This is a genomic window from Gemmatimonadaceae bacterium, from assembly GCA_036003045.1.
Classification (GTDB): Bacteria; Gemmatimonadota; Gemmatimonadetes; order Gemmatimonadales; family Gemmatimonadaceae; genus JAQBQB01.
This window is the reverse complement of sequence record DASYSS010000099.1, coordinates 40,724-59,557: the sequence shown is the minus strand read 5'-3', so window position 1 is coordinate 59,557 and position 18,834 is coordinate 40,724. Positions and strand designations below refer to the sequence as shown.

Annotated in this window: 16 protein-coding genes; all 16 read right to left on the bottom strand. The window is 65.7% G+C overall.

What is annotated here, in order from left to right; all coding sequences use genetic code 11:
- Nucleotides 1-43: 43 nt before the first annotated feature.
- Nucleotides 44-325, bottom strand: coding sequence for a twin-arginine translocase TatA/TatE family subunit (locus VGQ44_21455; GenBank protein ID HEV8449406.1), 282 nt, complete (start codon nt 323-325; stop codon nt 44-46).
- 8 nt (nt 326-333) lie between these two features.
- Nucleotides 334-624 carry a DUF4321 domain-containing protein gene (locus VGQ44_21450; GenBank protein ID HEV8449405.1) on the bottom strand — a complete coding sequence of 97 codons (291 nt, stop codon included), beginning with the start codon at nt 622-624 and terminating at the stop codon, nt 334-336.
- A complete protein-coding gene (locus VGQ44_21445) occupies nt 625-1,632 on the bottom strand; it encodes a polyprenyl synthetase family protein (GenBank protein ID HEV8449404.1) in 1,008 nt (335 codons plus the stop codon).
- Nucleotides 1,629-4,559, bottom strand: a complete 2,931-nt coding sequence (locus VGQ44_21440; GenBank protein ID HEV8449403.1) for a tetratricopeptide repeat protein — start codon at nt 4,557-4,559, stop codon at nt 1,629-1,631. The genes VGQ44_21445 and VGQ44_21440 overlap by 4 nt, the downstream gene beginning before the upstream one ends.
- A 72-nt stretch (nt 4,560-4,631) precedes the next feature.
- Entirely contained in the window at nt 4,632-5,915 is a 1,284-nt protein-coding gene (gene hutI, locus VGQ44_21435; GenBank protein ID HEV8449402.1) for an imidazolonepropionase, read from the bottom strand.
- Nucleotides 5,912-6,883 (bottom strand): radical SAM protein, encoded by a 972-nt coding sequence (locus VGQ44_21430; GenBank protein ID HEV8449401.1) that lies wholly within the window; start codon nt 6,881-6,883, stop codon nt 5,912-5,914. The genes hutI and VGQ44_21430 overlap by 4 nt, the downstream gene beginning before the upstream one ends.
- A gap of 22 nt (nt 6,884-6,905) precedes the next feature.
- Entirely contained in the window at nt 6,906-8,597 is a 1,692-nt protein-coding gene (hutU, locus tag VGQ44_21425; GenBank protein HEV8449400.1) for a urocanate hydratase, read from the bottom strand.
- Nucleotide 8,598: 1 nt separating this feature from the next.
- Nucleotides 8,599-10,179 carry a histidine ammonia-lyase gene (gene hutH, locus VGQ44_21420; GenBank protein ID HEV8449399.1) on the bottom strand — a complete coding sequence of 527 codons (1,581 nt, stop codon included), beginning with the start codon at nt 10,177-10,179 and terminating at the stop codon, nt 8,599-8,601.
- A 76-nt stretch (nt 10,180-10,255) separates the two neighbouring features.
- A complete protein-coding gene (locus tag VGQ44_21415) occupies nt 10,256-13,243 on the bottom strand; it encodes a putative LPS assembly protein LptD (GenBank protein HEV8449398.1) in 2,988 nt (995 codons plus the stop codon).
- Complete coding sequence (gene tatC / locus VGQ44_21410) at nt 13,243-14,034, bottom strand: twin-arginine translocase subunit TatC (GenBank protein HEV8449397.1); 792 nt, start codon at nt 14,032-14,034, stop codon at nt 13,243-13,245. The genes VGQ44_21415 and tatC overlap by 1 nt, the downstream gene beginning before the upstream one ends.
- Nucleotides 14,035-14,059: 25 nt before the next feature.
- Nucleotides 14,060-14,911, bottom strand: a complete 852-nt coding sequence (locus VGQ44_21405; GenBank protein ID HEV8449396.1) for a tetratricopeptide repeat protein — start codon at nt 14,909-14,911, stop codon at nt 14,060-14,062.
- Nucleotides 14,911-15,531, bottom strand: a complete 621-nt coding sequence (gene pal, locus VGQ44_21400) for a peptidoglycan-associated lipoprotein Pal (protein HEV8449395.1) — start codon at nt 15,529-15,531, stop codon at nt 14,911-14,913. Before pal ends, VGQ44_21405 begins: the two co-directional genes overlap by 1 nt.
- A gap of 91 nt (nt 15,532-15,622) precedes the next feature.
- Nucleotides 15,623-16,945: a hypothetical protein gene (locus VGQ44_21395; GenBank protein ID HEV8449394.1), complete on the bottom strand. Its 1,323-nt coding sequence runs from the start codon at nt 16,943-16,945 to the stop codon at nt 15,623-15,625.
- Nucleotides 16,942-17,655, bottom strand: a complete 714-nt coding sequence (locus VGQ44_21390) for a hypothetical protein (GenBank protein HEV8449393.1) — start codon at nt 17,653-17,655, stop codon at nt 16,942-16,944. Before VGQ44_21390 ends, VGQ44_21395 begins: the two co-directional genes overlap by 4 nt.
- Before the next feature lies 1 nt (nt 17,656).
- The gene (locus tag VGQ44_21385; protein HEV8449392.1) at nt 17,657-18,070 is read right to left on the bottom strand and encodes a biopolymer transporter ExbD; all 414 of its coding nucleotides are present in this window, start codon (nt 18,068-18,070) and stop codon (nt 17,657-17,659) included.
- A 2-nt stretch (nt 18,071-18,072) separates the two neighbouring features.
- Nucleotides 18,073-18,831, bottom strand: a complete 759-nt coding sequence (locus VGQ44_21380; protein HEV8449391.1) for a MotA/TolQ/ExbB proton channel family protein — start codon at nt 18,829-18,831, stop codon at nt 18,073-18,075.
- Nucleotides 18,832-18,834: the final 3 nt, after the last annotated feature.

Genomic DNA, 18,834 nt, shown 5'->3' with positions numbered 1-18,834 from the left:
CGACTTGAGACGCCCGTCACCGCTCACGCGGCGCGGTCGGCCACTACATCAACCGCTTGGGTTCGGGGCGCGCCACTTCTTCGGCCTCGCGCTGACGCGTGTTCGTTTCTCCCTGGGCCAAGCGATCGTTCGAGCGAGCGTCGTTCAATGCGTCGCGAATCGGCTCGCGGATTTGCTGGTCCGCCTCGTTGATGTTCCGCTTGAACTCGCGGATGCCCTTCCCGATCGACGCCCCGATCTCCGGCACACGACGCGCGCCGAACAACACGAGCACGATGACCAGAATGACCATCAACTCCATGAACCCAATGTTCCCGAAATTCATACCGTCTCCTAGAAGAGCGACCGCGCAATGAGGTAGGCCAACAACACGCCCACGAGGCTCAATAGTGAAACATCGATGGCGACAGGCCCCAACGCAAACTTGATTAGCACTAAGTCGACCGGAAGGGGCCCAACCGACGCCGTGACGCCGGCCGTCAAGAATTCTTTGGCGGCTCCCGCCGGGAATAGGATGCGGGCTGCCTGCTGCATCGCGCCGCCGGCGACGAACCCCAGGGCCAGCACCAGGGCGTGAAACCCCGGTCGGTGCTTGGATGATCCACGTTGTCCGCGCTGTGCCATCTAGGACCGTCGCTCCATGACGTAGGCGATCGAGTCGGTCAGGGCGGACCGGACCGGACTCGGTGGTAGACCGCGGAGGGCCGCCTCGGCTTCCCGCGCAAACCGCTCGCCCTGGCGCCTCGCATATTCGATCCCGCCGGCCTTTTCGACAATGGCGATCGTATCGAAAACGAGCCCGTCAGCCGGGCTTTCGGTCCGAAAAAGGGCCTCCACCCGCTCCCGCTCCACGGCGTTGAGGCGCGGGAGGGCCGCGATCAGGGGAAGCGTGACTTTGTGCTCGCGCAGGTCGAGCCCGCCGGGCTTGCCGGTCACCGACTCGTCCTCGGTGTAATCGAGAATGTCGTCGGCGATCTGGAAGGCCATACCCAACCGATCGCCAAAATGGGCGAGGGGCTCGCGAAACTCGGCCGCGCCGCACAACGCGCCGCTCTCGCAGGCGCCAGCGATCAGCGACGCGGTCTTGGCGCGGATCAGCATGTAGTAGTCGTCTTCGCCGAAGGACAACGTCTCCACGGCGGCCAACTGGCGCATTTCGCCGATCGTCAGCTCGTTCGCGATGTTGGTGACGATTCGCAGAATCTCGAGATCCCCCATCGCGACGAGCGCCGTGAGCGCGCGCGAATAGAGGAAGTCGCCCATGATCACCGACACCTGGTGGCTGAACATCGAGTTCACGGTCGGCAATCCGCGGCGCAGCACGGAGTGATCGACGGAGTCGTCGTGCACGAGCGTCGCGAGATGCATCAGCTCCACGACCGCCGCCAACACCGTTCCGCGAGACTCGGGGGTGCCGGCGGCGGCGCTGGAGAGCAGCGCCAGCGTCGGGCGAAACATCTTGCCGCGCATCTGCAAGAGATGCGCGCTCACTTCGCGGATGATCGGCAAGTTTTCGGTGACGATTCGCTGCATCTCGGCGACGACGTCGTCGAGGCCCTGTCGGACCGGGGCTTGGATGTCTCGCAGCGCGCCGGTGACCGGCGTTCGCATGCGGGCGGCCGCGCCGCTCATCGAAGCGTTTGCTCGACTTCGCTCATTCGATCGACGATGTCCCGGAACTGAATGTCCACGACGAATACGCGTTGATAGTAGGCCAGCGCCTCGTCCGCCTTGCCTTGCAGCTCGGCGGCGCGCCCGAGCAGATACAAGATACCTACCAACTGGTCCTCGCTGGCACGTTCGTTCAGCGCGCGACTGAGAATCGACGACGCGAGCTTGAATTGCTCCTTCTCGAGGAAACATTGGCCAAGCGCTTCGTACGTCGGTAGCCGGTTCGTGGGCCCGGCGAGCGCCTTTTGAAATTCGGCGATTGCCTCGTCGACCAATCCCATCTCCTTGTACGCAATGGCGAGGTCGTAGTGGCTCTGATGATCCTCGGGCGCGACGTTTCGGGCGATCCCCGCCTTGAACTTGCGCAGCATGTCGGCGAAGTCCGCCTGCTCGTCGCCGGTGGGCTCCTCCTCCGGAACGACCATCCGTGTGTCGCGGGGAACGTCGTCGACTCGCAACTCGTCGCCGAGGTTGATGTACGAACCGGAGGGAGGACGCACCGCCGCCCCGCCCGAACGCCTCGGCATTGGAATCGCGCCGCTTCGGCGCACCGCCGCCGCCGCGATCGGCGTGTAGCCGCTCGTGGCCACGCGCGGGGTCGACGGCGTGATCGAGCCGATCGCGAGCCGCGCGCGCGGCTCGTCGGGCGCGAGGTCGAGCACTCGCTGGTAAATCGTGCGGGCCTTCTCGACCTGCTCCGAGCGCAACAAGACGTTGGCGAGTCCGAGGTACGCCTCGACGAGTCGCGCCCGGTCGTTCGTGCGGAACGCATATTCGACGCGCTTCTGCTGGTGCTTCACGGCCTCGGGGTCGATGCGCGCGATCTCTTCGGCGACCGACGACGCGAGGTCCAGCTTGCCCGCGTGTTCGGCGCCCCCCATCGCGTATTCGAGTTGTCGAATGCCACCTTCTCGATCGCCTGCGTCGAGCATGGCCTCGCCCAAGTCCCTCTGCAGCACCCAATCGTCGGGCGCCGCCTGGACCGCGGCGCTGAGCGATTCGACGGACTTGGCGGCGACGGCTGTCGAGCGGCGCGCCTGCGACGGCGTGGCGAACGCGATCGGCTCGTCGATTCCCTCGTCGATCGGCGCCCGCTGTCCGTCGCGAGCCTCGTCGGGGAGCGAGCTCGCCTCGAGGGCGTCGGCGAGCAGGATTCCCGGAATCGCCGGCGGCGCATTGCGCGGAGGAGCCGGGTTTCGCTCGAGACTTCCGGCTGCGTCGATGGGTGTCCGAGCCTTCGTCCCGGACGCGCGAGCCGCGGCTGGCTCTTCGATCGACTTCGCCGGGCGCGACGCCCGTGCGAGATCACTCGGGAATTTCTCGGCGGCGGCGTCGGCGGTCGGCAGCTCGCCTTGCTCGAGCGACGGCTCGGCGACGGACGACGGTTCGACGGGGACCGACAGAGCCGGCGACAACACCGGCGATGGAATCGACGTTCCGGTCGACGCTCTCGCCGGCGCGGGACTCGCGGGCATGACGACGTCGCCAAGGAGGTCGTCCATCGAGCCGTCGAGCGGCTCCGGCGGCGGACCTTCGATGATGTCGATCGCCGCGACGGGGGTCGAGGCCCGCTCTCGCCGTTCTTCTTCGATGAGAGCTCTCAGCTCCGCTTCGGGATCCACGTCATGAACGGCGCGAGCGCCACTCGCGCGCGCAGCCCGCTCGGTCCCAGTGTCAATCTCGTCGCTCGCGTCGTCGCGAAGCGCCTCGGGAAGCTCGTCGCCAGTTGCGTGACCGGCCTCGGCGACTGCTTCGCGTGGCTCCTCCGCTTGAACTTGTTCCCCCTGCGCGCCGGGAAGCGCCTCTTGTGGAATCACGCGAGCGGTGCCCAACCCGTCCAACGGCCCCGGGACCGGCGCGTCCAACTGCGTGCTGGTGAAGCCCTCGACCGTTCCGCCGAAGATCGCCGACGCTTCCTCGACGCTGTAGATGTCCGGATCGATCGCGCTCGACAGCGTGAGAGGCGGCTTGTCGGACGGCGCGACCGATGGCGTGCCGATCACAGGCGACGCGATTTCGGGCGGCGGCGCGAATCGGTCGATCGACGACGCGCTCTCGTCGGGAATCGACGGGGTTCTTCGAAAACCGGACAGCTCGGCCGAGGTGGGACGCGCCGGCGTCGGAGCGCTCGACGGCGGTGGCGCCAGCGGCGGCTGCGGAGGCGGCACGAGCGGAAGACCGCCCGGCATCGACGGACTGAACGTCGGCTCGTCGACGTCGATGTAGATCAACTCCGAGCTCTTGTGATTGCCGTGCGATTGGCTCTTCCGGGGTTCGACCGTCGGATCGATGGCGCGCATGCGATCGACGACGGCGCGCGCGTCGTGGCCGCGTCCTTCACTGTCGAGGCGTTCGTGCAGCACCTGCAACTGCTCGATCGCGTCGTCCTTGCGTCCCGCCCGCATGAGCTGCTCGGCGAGCGTCAATCGAATTTCGTCTTGGTCGGGACAGAGATCGGCGAACTCACCGAGCGCGCGAAACGCCTCGTCGACCTTTCCGGATTTCTGCATCCGGTCGGCGTATTCGAGGAAGTTCGTGCGGGCTTCGTTGGTGAAGCCCTTTTTGGCACTGATGCGGCCGAGCTTGTAGTAGATCGACGCGCGCCCGGGCGAGTGGCGAAGGACTTTGTTGCAGAGCGCAATCGCGTTGTTGAAGAAGCCGGTGTCCGCGTACTTGTCGATGCCCCGCTCGTACCAGTCGACGGCGTCAGCGACGTTGCCCTGCCGAATCAGTAGATCGCCGACCCGATTGAAGAGGCCGATGTCCAGCTCGGCGGGATACGAGTCGTAGCCTTCGAGAAGCTTGATGTAGACGCCGATGGCCTTGTCGAACTGCTTCTTGGCCTCGAACTCCGCGGCTTGTTTCTTCAGCTTTGCGACTTGGGACATCAGCCAGTGGGGTTCAGACGAGGGCGTTGTTGGGGGTCACCGCCCAACCCCTGATTTGCCGGGTAGAGCGGGCTAAGTGCTTGAATGACAAGGTTTGCCCCCCACGAAGGTGGCGGAGCAAAAGTTGTCGCCATACCAATATGGGACGGCTCGAAGGTCAGGAACGTCAAACAATGCCAGGTCAGCGAGATAGCCCGGCTCGACCTGTCCGATTTGGTCCGCCATGGACAGAGCCGCGGCCCCATTTATCGTCGCCGCCAGGGTCACCTCGGCCACGCTCATCTTGAGCTGGCTGACCCCGAGGGTCAGCACGAGCGGTAGGTTCGAAGTGGGCGAAGTGCCTGGGTTATAATCAGTTGCGAGCGCAATAGGGATTCCCTTTTCCATGAGCCGGCGCGCTGGGGCGTGTTTGGTTTTGCCCAAGAACAGCATCGTCCCCGGCAACAGAGTAGCGACGGTTGGCCCCCGCGACAGGGCGTCGATCCCGGCGTCCGAGATGGCCGCCAGATGGTCGGCGGAGACCGCCCCAAGCTCCGCCGCCAGCTCCGCTCCGCCGGACGACGTCAGCTCGTCAGCGTGCAGCTTCACCAAAAGGCCCGCGTTCCGCGCCGCCAACAGGATTTCGCGGCTCTCGTCGACGGTGTAGACCCCCGTTTCGCAAAAGACGTCGGCAAATCGCGCGAGGCCTTCGCGCGACACAACGGGTATCATTTCACGAATGAGAATATCCACATAGCGCCGCCGGTCCGCGGCCGACCCGCGATGATCGAGCGGGATCTCGTGCGCGCCGAGGAACGTCGGCACGATGCGGGCGGGCAGTTCGCTCCGAAGCCGCCCGATCACGCGCAGCGTTTTGAGCTCGTCCTCGAGCGTGAGCCCGTAGCCCGACTTCACTTCGATCGTCGTCGTGCCGTGCGCCATGAGACGACGCAGGCGCTTGTTGGCGAGGTCGAAGAGCTCGTCCTCCGAGCGCGCCCGAAGGTCGCGCACCGACGAATGGATCCCCCCACCCCGCCGCGCGATCTCCATGTAGTCCAGTCCTGCGGCGCGCATCTCGGGCTCGTCGTAGCGCGGCCTGCCGAACACGCCGTGTGTGTGTGAATCGACCAGACCCGGCATCAGAACGCCTCCGCGGCAATCGATCTCTCGAGCGCGTGGGAACCGCGCCCGGAGGTCGGCGAGCCGCTCGACCGCGGCGATGCGGTCTCCCTCGACGGCGACGGCGACCTCGGTGCGAATCGCGGCGTCGGACATCTCGGGGCCGCGCCGCGCGCGAGCAGGGCCGCGGCAGGTGACGACCTGCGCGGCGTTCGCGAAGATCAGCGTTTCGCGGGCGGCGGCGGACGTCTCGTTCATGCCATCACGTCTCGAATGCGGGACAGGCGGAGCGGGGCCTGCGCTTCACCGCGGCACGCGTAATAACACGCGTTGCAGTCGACCGGCTTGTAGTTCCGGAAATCGCGCCAGTGAAAGTCGGTCGGAAAATCCGGGCAGCGTTTCACCTGGCCGGCCGGATCGATGTGAATCGTTCGTATCCCAGATCGACACGGCTCGCGCATCTCGCCGCGCAAGTAGCGAGGAATCTGCTCGAGGTAGTAGTCGGAGTTCGTAATGACGCCGCGCCGGCGGCGCTTGAACGCCAGCAACTCGCGCACGACCTCGTCGGCCTGCGCCATTTCCTGATCGCCGATGAGATATTGGGTGTTTCCGTTCTTCGCGTCGGTGTAGACGCTGAAGTTCACACCGGCGCCGAGCTCCTGCGCGCGAGCGACGATCGGCAGGATCTGATCGAGATTGTCCTTCTTGATGACCGTGTTGAACCGGATACCGTCGATCCCACGCTCTCGCATCGCCGGGACGGTGGACAGAATGCGCGCGGTGAGTCCGGGAATGCCGCGGGCTTGGTCGTGCCGCTCGTCGAGGTAGTCGAGCGAAATGTTGAATTGGTTCACTCCCGCGTCCCAGAGCGATTGGGCGCGGTCGATCGTGAGCATCGCGCCGTGCGTGATGAGCGTGATGTATTTGAGCGAGATCGCGCCGGCGACGCCGGCGACCAAATCCTCGAGGTCGCGCCGAAGCGTGGGCTCGCCGCCCGTGAACGTGACGAGCATCGGATTGAAGAACCGCGCCGCGTCGGCGTAGCTCTTCAACTCCGACGCACGCGCCGAGGGGTCGGTCGTCCAGTAGTCGCAGAACGAGCACCGCGCGTTGCACCGCAGCGTGACCTCGAAATGCACGAGAATGGGGCGCCGGCGCGCGGTGAGCCACGCGTACTTCCCGAGGAAGAGCGCGACGTGCCAGGGCCGAAAGCGCGCGGACAGCACCCGTGCGTTCTCGAGAACGCGCTCAGCCGCGCATCGGCAAACGAATCCCCTGCTCCGCGGCGGTGCGCACCGCGATCTCGTAGCCGGCGTCCGCGTGGCGTGCCACGCCGATGCCGGGATCGTTGGTGAGCACGCGCTCGAGGCGAACACGCATCTCGGGCGTTCCGTCGGCGACGATCACCTGGCCGGCGTGGAGCGAGTTGCCGATTCCAACGCCGCCGCCGTGATGGAACGAGACCCACGACGCGCCGCTGGCCGTGTTGAGCAACGCATTCAAGATCGGCCAATCCGCGATCGCGTCACTGCCGTCGCGCATCGCCTCCGTCTCGCGGAACGGCGACGCGACGCTGCCGGTGTCGAGATGGTCGCGGCCGATCACGATCGGCGCCGAAATCTCGCCCTTGGCGACGAGGTCGTTGAGCGCCACGCCGAACCGCGCCCGCTCTCCCTGACCGAGCCAGCAGATGCGCGCCGGCAGCCCCTGAAAGTGGACGCGCTCACGCGCCAGCGTGATCCAGCGCTTCAAGTGCTCGTCGCGCGGGAACAGCTCCAGCACCAGCTCGTCCGTTCTCGCGAGGTCGCGCGGATCTCCCGACAGCGCTACCCAGCGGAATGGCCCTTTCCCTTCGCAGAACAGCGGTCGCACGTATTCCGGCACGAATCCCGGAATGTCGAACGCGTCCGCGACGCCGTTGTCGAGCGCCACCGTGCGGATGTTGTTGCCGTAGTCGAACGCGATGGCGCCGCGTTTCTTCATCGCCAACATCGCGCGCACGTGCTCGACGATCGATGCGTTCGCGCGCGCAACGTATCCCGCCCGATCCGAACGGCGCAGCTCCGCCGCCGCGGCGAGCGAGAGTCCCGATGGGACGTAGCCGTTGAGCGTGTCGTGCGCGCTCGTCTGGTCGGTGAGGACGTCGGGCGTCACGCCGCGCCGCACCAGCTCGGGCAAGATCTCCGCCGCGTTGCCGACGAGACCAACCGACAGGCCGCGCTTCTCGTCGGCCGCCTCGCCAATCCACTTCAGGGCCTCGTCGAGGTCGGCGGTCTTGCGGTCGCAGTATCCGGTTTCGAGACGCTTGTCGATACGCGACTCGTCGACGTCGATGCCCAGGATCGCCGCGCCGTTCATCGTCGCGGCGAGCGGCTGCGCGCCGCCCATGCCGCCGAGTCCCGCCGTGAGCACGAAGCGCCCGGCGAGCGAGCCGCCAAAATGTGTTCGCGCCACGGCGCCGAACGTCTCGAACGTCCCCTGCAGGATCCCCTGCGATCCGATGTAGATCCACGAACCGGCCGTCATCTGGCCGTACATGATCAGCCCGGCGCGCTCGAGCTCGCGGAAGTATTCCCAATTCGCCCAGCGGCCGACGAGGTTCGAGTTGGCGATGAGAACGCGGGGCGCGGTCGTGTGCGTGCGAAACACACCGACGGGTTTGCCGCTCTGCACGAGCAGCGTCTCGTCGCTCTCGAGTTTTCGCAGCGCGGCGACGATCGCGTCGAACGCTTCCCAACTGCGAGCCGCTCTGCCCGTGCCGCCGTACACGACGAGATCGTCCGGCCGCTCAGCCACCTCGGGGTCGAGGTTGTTCATCAGCATGCGGAGCGCCGCCTCCTGCTGCCATCCCTTGCACGAGAGCGTGGAACCGCGCGGCGCGTGGACCTCGCGCGCCGTGTGCCCCTTCTCCGCCTGCGTTTCGTGAATTGTGGCCGTCATGTCACGTCCGAACGTTCGATGGAGAAGGAGGCGGAGGCCCGGGGATTTCGTCGTTGGCGATCGCCAGCGCCAACCGTTCGATGTCCGCGGAAAGCGGACGGTCTCGCTCGAGCGGCGCGACGAGCTGTCTTACCGCCTCATGCGCGCGCACCACGCCGCGCCCCGGTTTTAATGGTTTTCGACAATCGATCCCCTGCGCCGCGCACATGAGCTCGACCGCCAGCACGTAGCGTACGTTCCGCACGACACGCCGCAGTTTCCACGCCGCCGCCATCGCCATCGGCACGACGTCCTCCTTGTTGCCGTCGGTCGGGATGGTATCGACGCTCGCCGGGTGCGACAGCACCTTGCATTCGCTCGCGATCGCCGCCGCGGTGACCTGCGCCATCATGAAACCGGAATTGACGCCGGCGTCGGGCGTGAGAAACGGCGGCAGCCCCTGGTTCAGGTCGGGATTCACGAGGCGGTCGATGCGGCGCTCGGCGATCGTCGCCAGGTTGGTCAAGGCGATCGCCAAAAAGTCGAGCGCCATTGCGACGGACTGCCCGTGAAAATTGCCGCCGCTGAGCAGATCGCCGGTGTCGAACACGAGCGGATTGTCCGTCGCCGCGTTCAACTCCCGGCCGATGACGCCGGCCGCGAACTCGATCGCGTCGAGCACGGGCCCGTGAACCTGCGGCATACAGCGCAGCGCGTAGGCGTCCTGCACGCGCGGGTCGTTGTAGCGGTGCGACTCGCGAATCTCGCTCTCGGCGAGCAACACGCGAAGGTACGCCGCCGAGACCGACTGGCCCACCTGGCCGCGCGCCGTCTGAATCCGCTCGTCGAACGCGACGGGTGTTCCGAGCAGCGCCTCGAGCGACATCGCCCCCGCGATGTGCGCGACGCGCCACAAGCGCCTCGCGTCGACGAGCGCCAGCGCGCCGATGGACGTATGCGCCTGCGTGCCGTTGATCAGCGTGAGCCCTTCTTTGCTGGCGAGGGTGATCGGCGCCAGCCCTGACGAGCGGAGCATCCCGTCGGCGGGGCCGCCCACGGAATCGAGCAAACCGCCCGCCCCCGCCCTCGCCCCCGTTCCGGTCGAGCGGCGCAGTTGGCCTTCGCCGATCAGCGACAGGGCCAGATGGGCGAGCGGAGCGAGGTCACCGCTCGCGCCCACGCTGCCCTGCTCCGGCACCGGCGGATACAGCCCCGCGTTCAGCATACCGGCGAGCAGCTCCGCCAGCTCGATGCGCGCGCCAGAATAGCCCTTGGCGATCACGTTCGCGCGGAGGAGCATCATCGCCCGCACTTCGCGCTCGGGGAGCAGATCGCCGACGCCCGCCGCGTGGCTGCGTACGAGATTCACCTGGAGCTCGGCGAGTCGATCCGCCGGGATCGCGACCTCGGACAGCTTGCCGAATCCCGTTGTCACGCCGTACGCCACCGCACCGCTCGCGACGAGGCGATCCACCACGCCGCGAGTCGTCGCCGCGCGCTGGCGGGCGCGGGGTGCGATCGTCACGCGCGCGCGATCGCTCGCGACGGCCGACACCTGTTCGACCGTGAGGGAATTCCCGTCGATGACGACCTCGTGCGTCATGGCGCGAAAGGTCGAAGCCCCCTAGGGACAATTCAAGGGATTGCGGATTGCGCGCGCCTCGATTCGCGCGCGTCGATCAGAACACGCCTGACCGCACCGTCGCGCGGTTGTAGTCGACCTTGATGTCGGGGTCCGCCTTCAGCCGGATGGTGAACGTGAAGGCGAAGTTGCCGTTCGGCGACTGCGTGTAGCCGAAGAGGGCTTCCCAGTCGTGCAGGTCGCGCTGCAATTGCACGTTCTGGCTGGCGAACGCGTGGTGCTCGAGATCGTAGCTGGTCGTCCAGTGCGCGCCCCAATGCGGCGTCAGGTTGAACCCGATGTCGGACGTGATGTTGGTCGTCGGCGGGATGATGTACGCGGGGCCGCCCGCCGTCAGCGACGTCACCGGCTGCTCGGTCGTCGGCTGCAAGCGTTTCGCGTTGACGCACGCATCGAACAACAGAGGATTCGAACCCGCGATCTGCGCGCACTGCGCCTGCGGATCGAAGTTGATGACGTTGGTCGAGCCGGGCTTCGGCGGACGTGGGCTCGAACGCGTGAGGTCGAATCGCGCGCGCCAACCGGATGTCTGGTTGAGAAAGCGCTCCGGCCCGCGCACCGTGCCGGCGACCGGCTGCGCCGCGGCGTTTTCCGCCCGTATTCTGGAGGCATCGTCGAGCGCGGCGGCTTTTTTCGCCGAATCCGTCGGCGGCGGCGCGCCGAACAACTTGCGGAACGTCTGCAGCGGGTTCTGGTCGCGGCTCAACGTGAACGATGCCGAGATCGACGTGAGGTACGGCTTGAACTCCGCCGTGTCACTCAGCGTGCTGCCGAGGAAGAGCGAGTATTGGCTGGAGAAGTCGAAGCCGGGGAGCAGGTCGGAGCGGAGCGAGTAGCCCCAGGTGTCCGTCGTGAATCCCGACGTTCTCCAGTTCTTCAGACCGCGATGATCCGCTTCTTGCGCGCGCGAAAAATCGTAGCTGAGGGGCGTCATGGAGATGGCCAGCAAGTCGATCTTCGTCCCGCCGTCGGGGTTGGAATCGTTCCGTGAACGCAGCTTGGCCTGGAAGAGCTGCGTGAGGCCGAAGTTCACGTTGTTCAACGGCAGGTTGACGAACGAGTTCGCCCGCGTTCGTCCGAGCGCGGCGAGGTATTCGTCGCTCACGTCGGCCTTCGGGCCGTACGTCCAGCCGATGGTCGGAGTGATCGAATGGCGGATTCGCTGGAACGGCCCGAAGCCGCGGAACAATCCGAAGAGCGTGGGTGCCGCGCTCAGACCGGCCGTGATTCGTTTCGTCTGACTCACGTAGACGCCGTTCGTCCGTTCGGACGCGACCCAGTACGGCCCGGGATCGGCGTTCTGCAGGCTGATCGACGGCGTGATGTTGAGCTTGTTCTGCCAGATCGACGGCAGTCTGAAATCCGGATTCCAGTCCACCTGGCTCTGGTACGTGTTGGCGAAGATGCGCGTCGCGGTGACTTGCCCCGTTTCGACGTCGTAGATCGAGAACAGCTGCGGGAAATTCTGGCGCGTGTAGTGGATGTTGACCGAATTGTTGAGCGACCAGCCGAAGATCTGAATCGGCGCCCCGATGGTCATGGTCTCGTCGCGCGAGCTGCGATCCTTCGAGAGTGAGCTGTCGCGCAGGCCCGTCACGGGGTTCGTCGTGAAGACGAACGCTCCGATGCCCGGTTGGTCGATCTTCAACACGTCGTGCTGCGAGTAGCTGAACCCCGGGGTCCAGCTGAAGAAATCGCCGAGCGTGATCGGCGTCGACGTGAGGGTGACCGTCGGAACGGTTTGATCGATCTGCTGGCGGCCGGGATACTGCGTGCGCGTTCCGCCGACGGTGACCGATGCGGGACCAAACTTCGTCTGGTAGGCGAGCGCGGAAGCGATCGTGGCGAGCGCGGTGTACGGGTTGAAGGTGTTCTGCCGCTGGAGTGCCGTGCTCGTGACGAAGTTCAGGTTGGCCTGGACGTGGCTGTCTTTCGAGAACTCTTGTTGGTGATTCCAGCTGACCGCCGTGTTCGTCGAACCGTCGCGCTGCGTCGTGTACGCGACGCCGACGCGACCGTTGAGGAATCGGTCGAGCCAGCGGTAGTTCATGTCGGTGTTGAGCCTGAGCCACCCGGGATCGCCTTGGGTCGAGCCGGCGGAGCTCCGCCAGTCGAGCCACGTCGCGAAATCCATGTAGTCGCTCGCCGCCCAGTAGTATCCCGCGTGGTCCACGTGCCGCCGGTACGTCGAGCTGTTTCGCACGATGTCGCCGAGCCCGAACTGCGGCGTGATGATGCCGCTGTGTCGCCCGCCCTTCGTGTCGCTGAAGAAAAACGGCAGCCAGAGAACGGGCACGTCCTTGATGTAGAGCACCGCCGGACGGCCCGCGATCGTATTGTCCGACGTCCGTTTTGTCTCGCCGAGCTCGAAGTGGTAATCGGGAATCGAGTCCGGGCAGCTGGTGGCGATGGCGCCCTTTCCCCACACCGTCACTCCCTTCCCCGACGTATCCTGCATCACCTCGGCGAGCGCGATGTCCATGTACCACATCTCGCCGTTGTTCACCGGCAGACGCGCGTTGGTGATGCGCGCCGTGCGCTGCGTCAGGTTGTAGTCGAGCCGACCATGGCCGACGATGTCCGCCTGGTTGCTCTTGGGCGGCGGCACGACGATGTACGCGCCGCCCGACACCACTCTGTGGTTCGACTCGGTGTAGTAGATGCCGCTGTCGCTCTGGATGATCTGCTGGTCGCGATCGACGGCCGCGAGCCGTCTCTTGCCGGGTTTCTTGCTCGTATCGCCCAGCTGCTTGATCGGTGGGCCGGCGAGCAGGTCGAGCGCGTGGTTTTGCGCGTTGAACACCGCCGTGTCGCCCTGATATCGCGTGACGGTGAAGCCCGGCATCTGCAGCAAGCGCTGGCCGACGCTGTCGGGCGTCGCAAACCTGATTCGAGTGGTGTCCTTGATCGTGTCGCGCGGCGCGGGCTGCGCACCGCGGCCGCCTGGGAGCCGCGGGATGATCTGGGCATGAAGCGAGCCGGCGGCCGACGCGATGAGAATCGCGCCGGCAAGCGCCTCCCGCATCACGCGGGCAATCCGCCTTGCGGAGGAGCGTCCATCATTTCGCGGCGGCGCATCTTGCGGCGATGGATCATGTACGCCGCGAGCACACTCAGTTCATAGAGGCCGTACAGCGGCACCGAGAGCGCGATCGTCGTCCAAACCATGTCGCCTGGCGTGAGGAATGCGCCGACGATGACGATGAGGACGATCGCGTGTCGCCGGTACTTCGTGAGGAAGGCGGGCGTGACGATCCCGAGCGCGGCGAGCGCCAGGATGACAATCGGCAGCTCGAAGCTCACGCCAAAGGTCAGCACCATCGCAAAGATGAAGCTGAAATAATCTTCCGCCGTGATCAGCGGCACCAGCGACGGCCCGGCGAAGCTGAAAAGCCAGGGCAGCGCGAGCGGGACGACGACGAAATACGCCAGCGCCGCGCCCGAGGCGAACAGCACCAAGCCGCTGAACAACACGCCGAGTCCGACGCGCTTTTCGTGCGGCTTGAGGGCGGGCGCGAGGAAGGCCCAGACCTGATACAGAATGACCGGCGACGCGAGCACGAAGCCGAACGTCATCGCCGTGTCGAGGATGATCGTGAAGCCGTCGCTCGGATGGAGCATTGCGAGCTTGTGCTCGGGAATCAGCGGCAGGATCGGACGAGCGAGCAATCCGATCGCGTCGTACTGATACGCCAGCCAGAACCCGAGCCCGGCGGAGACGGCGAGCGCCAGCAGCGAATAGATGATTCGCCACCGCAGTTCCTCGAGGTGGTCGAGGAACGGCATCTCACCATTGTTGGACTTCGGAATCGGCATCCCGGCTCGAGGCTTGGCGTCTAGCCTACTCGCTCGGGCTCAGGAGATCCTTGGCGAGGGCGGCTTCGTCTGATTGAGGATACTTGGTGATCAGCCGGTTGAGAACGATCCGCGCTTCACCCTTCTTGTTGGCGTCCCATAGCATCTTACCGCGTCGCCATAGTGCGCCGGCTACGTCCGGGCTGTTCGCGTATCTCGTCTCGACGAGCTGGTATACTGAATCCGCGGCCGCCGTGTTCCCCTCGGCCTTGAACGCATCTCCAATGTAGAGCTGCGCGTGCGCGTTCTGGTCAAAATCGGGGTAATTCTTAATCAGGTCCTCGAAGCCCGAGCGCGCCGTTCGATAGTTGCCCTTGCGGTATTCCTCGATCGCGGATGTGAACATCGTCGCGGGACCAGGCATGCCGTTCGGAGCACGCTGCGTCGTATCGGGGTTCGAACCGGGAGTCGGTGCCGGCGCCGGCGCACTGGCCCCGCCGCCGCCTCCGCCCGTGCCGCCTTGCTCGGCGACTGCGCGGAGCTGCGTCCGCGCCTCCTGGAGATCGCGTGTGTTCTGACCCAGGATCGCCTGGATCTTGATGACCTGCTGGCCCATCGCATCGAACTGTCCGGCCGCGTTCGCTTGGAACTGCGCGAGCTTGGTCGACAGCACCTTCACGGAATCATTCAGTCGCTCGACGGTCGCGGCGAGCGCGGCGATCTCACGACGGCGCGCGTCTTCGGCGCGCAGGATCGCGCTATCGCTTTGACTGAGCGTGGAGCGCGACGCACGAATCTCTTCCTGGAGCGTCTGAATGCTGCCTTGCGTGGCGAGACAGCCCGTCGCCGCAAACGCGGCGACGGGAGCGATTATTCGAAGCGACGGATGTAGGCGCATCAGGGGGAACGCAGATTGTTGGCGCCGGCCGTGATCGCGAACTCCGCGCGACGATTCTGTGCCCAGGCCGATTCGTCGGCTCCCTGCGCGATTGGATGCTCCTCGCCGTAGCTCACCGTGGAAATGCGCGAGTCGGCGACCCCGTGTTGAACGAGGTACGCCTTCACGGCGGCGGCGCGACGCTGCCCGAGCGCGAGGTTGTACTCATCGGAACCCCGCTCATCCGTGTGGCCCGCAACCTGGATCGTCACGCCGGAATTCGCCTGCAGGATCGGCACCTTCGCATCCAAAATCGATCGGTCCTCGGCGCGAAGCTCGGCCTGATCGTAGTCGAAGTGAACCATTGCGGTCAGGGCCGCGGCCAAGGAGCCGCGAGCCGCGGCTGCCCGCCGAGCGGCTTCCGCGGCCGCGGCACTATCGGCGGCGCGGCGGCGCGCGGCATCCTCGGCGGCGCGACGCGCGGCGTCCTCCTGTGCTCTACGAATGCTGTCGGCGTTGGGTCCTGAGGCCTGAGTCACCGGCGCCGGCACTGACGCCGGAGGGTTGTGGTGACACGCATTGAGCGCGGCGATCGACAGCACCGCCGTCGCCACACCCGCGATTCGGAGAGAACTCGTCATGTTCGGGGATCTCCTGCGAGAGAGACTTGAGGGGAGGAAGAGGAGGGAGAGGTGGGATGGAGCTGGTGGTCCGCTCGTTCAGGTTCTTGTCTCACTGTCCCGATAGACGCGCCGACCAGGCCGCGAGTCGCGAGCCTTCCGCTTTCGTCAGCTGACGCAGACGAAACGATTCCGTATCCAACACCCACAGCTGCCGAACCCCCGTCCGGTCCGACGTGAAGACAAGGTGGCGAGAATCCGGCGCCCAGGACGGCTGCTCGTTGCGACCGACATCCGTGAGCGATTTCGGCGTGCCCCCGCCGGCTGGAATGCTGCGAATCTGGAAGCGTCCGTTCAGCATCTCCTGGTACGCTATCAACCGCCCGTCTGGCGACCAGTCCGGGTCCGACCGGTAGTTGTTGGGGTCAAAGTCGTATCTGGTGAGTTGGTCGGCGCCAGTTCCATCGGAGTCCATAATATATAACTCCGGCGGACCTTGGCTGTTGCTGACGTAAACGATCCTTTGTCCTTTCGGACTATAGACTGGGTTCGAGTTCTGCGCCCCGTGTGCGACAGTGAGTCGGTTCGGCGCTGAGGATCCATCCGCCGCGACGACGTAGATGTCGCCCTGCGATTCTCCGGTCCTCGCGAATGCGACCGAGTTGCCATCCGGGGAGAAGACGGGAGTCGTGTAGATCACGTTACGCGTCGGTCCCGCGATCGCCCGCGAACGTCCCGTCGCCAGGTCGATCACGACCAGCCGAGAACCGTCGCCGTAGGTCGAGTACGCGAGCATCGTCCCCGCCGGATTCCACGCGGGGCTGGTGCCGTTCGAGTCGGTGGGTACGGTGATCTCGTCGGCGCCGTCGCTGTCGACGACGCGAATGTTCCTGCCTCGCATGTACGCGATCCGCGTCGCCGCGATTCCGCGCTGCCCCGTCATCCATCGCTCGATTTCGTCCGACGCGCGATGGACGCCGAGGCGCCAATCGCGGCCGAGACCCGAGCCGGGGAGCTCGAAGTCGCCGGCGTTCATGACCTGCGTGTGACCGACGTCGTGGAGCGCGACGTGAACGCCGGTGCCGGCCATGGTCATCTGCACGACGGCGGCGGCGTTGAGATGGCGGAAGACGTCGTAGTTGAGTCCCGCGCCGGCTCCTTGAGCGCGAAGCGTGGCAGGATCCGCGCTGTCGATGGCAATGACGACGAAGCGATCGCTGTAGTCGAGATCGCGCTGCACGATCGCGCGGACCGAATCGCCGAACGCGCCGGACACCGGCAGCACGACGACCGGAATCTTGCTGCGCAGCGGGTCGAAGTTCACGACGAGCGATATGCCGCCCTTGAACGTGGTGTCGCCCTGCGCGGGCAAGGCGCGTCCGGCGAGGGCGAGCGAACCACAGATGATCGAAGCGACACGTACGGCGCGAGTCATTTGAACATTGCTGGAGTAAACCGAACCGTCACCGGAAGAATGTCTTCGCGAAAACCCGGCGGAAGGGCGCCGAACAACTTTGCGTCAGCGACTTGCTCGACCGCGCCGATCGCCCGTTGATCGTTGCGGTAGTCATTGTGCATCACGAGCTGAATGCTCGCCGGATCGACACTACCATCGCGTTTGATGGTGAAGCGCACGACAGCGTCCTTCCGCGGGGCGCCCTGTCCCCACGCGAGAATCAACTGACGCATGATGTTGTTGATGTAATACGGGTAATTGAACTCGAGGCCGCCCGTATCGACGTTCGAGACGTCGGCACCCTTGCCGCCCGTCGGACCACCGCCGGCGGTTGGCGCAGGCGCTTCCTCCTTCGGAGGCGCGGTCTTCTCGGGCGGCGTCGGCGTCACCTGCTTTACGGCGGGCACCGTCTTGGCGGTCGGCTTGGGCACCGGCTTCGTGACCACCGGTTTCGGCGGCGGCTTGATCTTCTCCGGTTTGGGCTCCGGCGGCTTTGCCGTGGGAGTTTCCTGAACCGCGCCGATCGCGCGTTCTCCCGCCGGCGCCGCGAAGAGCTGCACCTTGTACAACGGCGGCATCGGCGGCGGCGGGCCAGGACGAAGAAGAAAGAACGCGGCCACCAGCCCGCCGTGAAGAATCACGGATATCGCGAATCCGCCGCGCAACCGCGGCTCGGCGATCGCGCTCACGCTATCGAATTACCTCGGGCTCAGTGACGAGCCCGGCGTCGGACACACCGTTGGCGCGCATGATGGCCAGGATTTGAACCACGATCCCATATGGGACGTCTTTGTCCGCCCGGAGATACACGCCGTTTCGCGTCCGGTTCTGCGCCACCGTCTTGAAGGACACCCGGAAGTCGCCCAGGGTGAACTTCTCGTTCCCAATGAAGATCTCCCCTTTGCTATTCACGGTCACAGCGAGCCCGTCTTTTGCCTCCAGCGGCTTCGACTGCGCCTGCGGCAGTGTGATGTCGACGCCGCCCTGCATCATCGGCGCGGTGATCATGAAGATCACGAGCAAGAGGAGCATGACGTCGATCAGACTGACGACGTTCACGTCGGCGTTCAGCTCGTAACGGTGTCCCCGGCCCCCGCGCCTCATCGTCAGATGCGCCCTTCGCGCACGAGGAGCGCGATGACGGCCGTGCTGAAGCGTTCCATGCGGCCGGCGAACCGATTGAGCCGGGCGGCAAAGATGTTGTAGCCGAACGTGGCTGGAATCGCGACGGCCAGCGCGGCCGCGGTTGCCGTGAGTGCCTCGCCGACGCCGGGCGCGACCGCCGCAAGATTGCCTGATCCTTTCGTCGCGATCCCGAGAAAGGCCTCGATCACGCCGAGCACGGTGCCGAGAAGACCGATGAGCGGGCTGACCGAGCCGATGGTCGCGAGCCACGGAAGGAAGCGCCCCAAGCGATCGCGCTCATCCGACGCTTCGGTGTCGAGCAGGAGGTGCAGCGTTTCGATCTGCGAGCCGCTCAGCGTCGCCGCCACCGGCGCATCGCCGCCCACTGGAGTGGTCACGCGCTCGAGGACTTGCTGATTCGCCACGCGCGCATCGGCAACGAACCGTATCGCGCGCATGAAGAGGCGCGGCAGCGCGCTCGGTTTCGATTTCTTGGCGAGCGTGGCCGCGTCCTCGAGCCGCGAGATGTGCTCGAACTCGGACCAGAATTTGTCCGCCGAGTTCGCCGCCTTCTTCATCGATCGCCAAACGCCGAACATGATCGACCAACTGAGCAGCGAGAGGAACGCGAGAATCAGCAGCACCGCCTGCGTGACGGGCGTCGCGTTCAAAATGAGATCGACCGGGCTCGAGGGAACGGCCCCGTGAGACATCTGCAACTGCAGGAGAGCGAGCGTCACGGT

What these genes read in the sequence shown, in the direction of transcription:
- VGQ44_21455 (HEV8449406.1), bottom strand. Translation starts at nt 325, where the DNA reads ATGAATTTCGGGAACATTGGGTTCATGGAGTTGATGGTCATTCTGGTC.
- VGQ44_21450 (HEV8449405.1), bottom strand. Translation starts at nt 624, where the DNA reads ATGGCACAGCGCGGACAACGTGGATCATCCAAGCACCGACCGGGGTTT.
- VGQ44_21445 (HEV8449404.1), bottom strand. Translation starts at nt 1,632, where the DNA reads ATGAGCGGCGCGGCCGCCCGCATGCGAACGCCGGTCACCGGCGCGCTG.
- VGQ44_21440 (HEV8449403.1), bottom strand. Translation starts at nt 4,559, where the DNA reads ATGTCCCAAGTCGCAAAGCTGAAGAAACAAGCCGCGGAGTTCGAGGCC.
- hutI (HEV8449402.1), bottom strand. Translation starts at nt 5,915, where the DNA reads ATGAACGAGACGTCCGCCGCCGCCCGCGAAACGCTGATCTTCGCGAAC.
- hutU (HEV8449400.1), bottom strand. Translation starts at nt 8,597, where the DNA reads ATGACGGCCACAATTCACGAAACGCAGGCGGAGAAGGGGCACACGGCG.
- hutH (HEV8449399.1), bottom strand. Translation starts at nt 10,179, where the DNA reads ATGACGCACGAGGTCGTCATCGACGGGAATTCCCTCACGGTCGAACAG.
- VGQ44_21415 (HEV8449398.1), bottom strand. Translation starts at nt 13,243, where the DNA reads ATGCGGGAGGCGCTTGCCGGCGCGATTCTCATCGCGTCGGCCGCCGGC.
- tatC (HEV8449397.1), bottom strand. Translation starts at nt 14,034, where the DNA reads ATGCCGATTCCGAAGTCCAACAATGGTGAGATGCCGTTCCTCGACCAC.
- VGQ44_21405 (HEV8449396.1), bottom strand. Translation starts at nt 14,911, where the DNA reads ATGCGCCTACATCCGTCGCTTCGAATAATCGCTCCCGTCGCCGCGTTT.
- pal (HEV8449395.1), bottom strand. Translation starts at nt 15,531, where the DNA reads ATGACGAGTTCTCTCCGAATCGCGGGTGTGGCGACGGCGGTGCTGTCG.
- VGQ44_21395 (HEV8449394.1), bottom strand. Translation starts at nt 16,945, where the DNA reads ATGACTCGCGCCGTACGTGTCGCTTCGATCATCTGTGGTTCGCTCGCC.
- VGQ44_21385 (HEV8449392.1), bottom strand. Translation starts at nt 18,070, where the DNA reads ATGAGGCGCGGGGGCCGGGGACACCGTTACGAGCTGAACGCCGACGTG.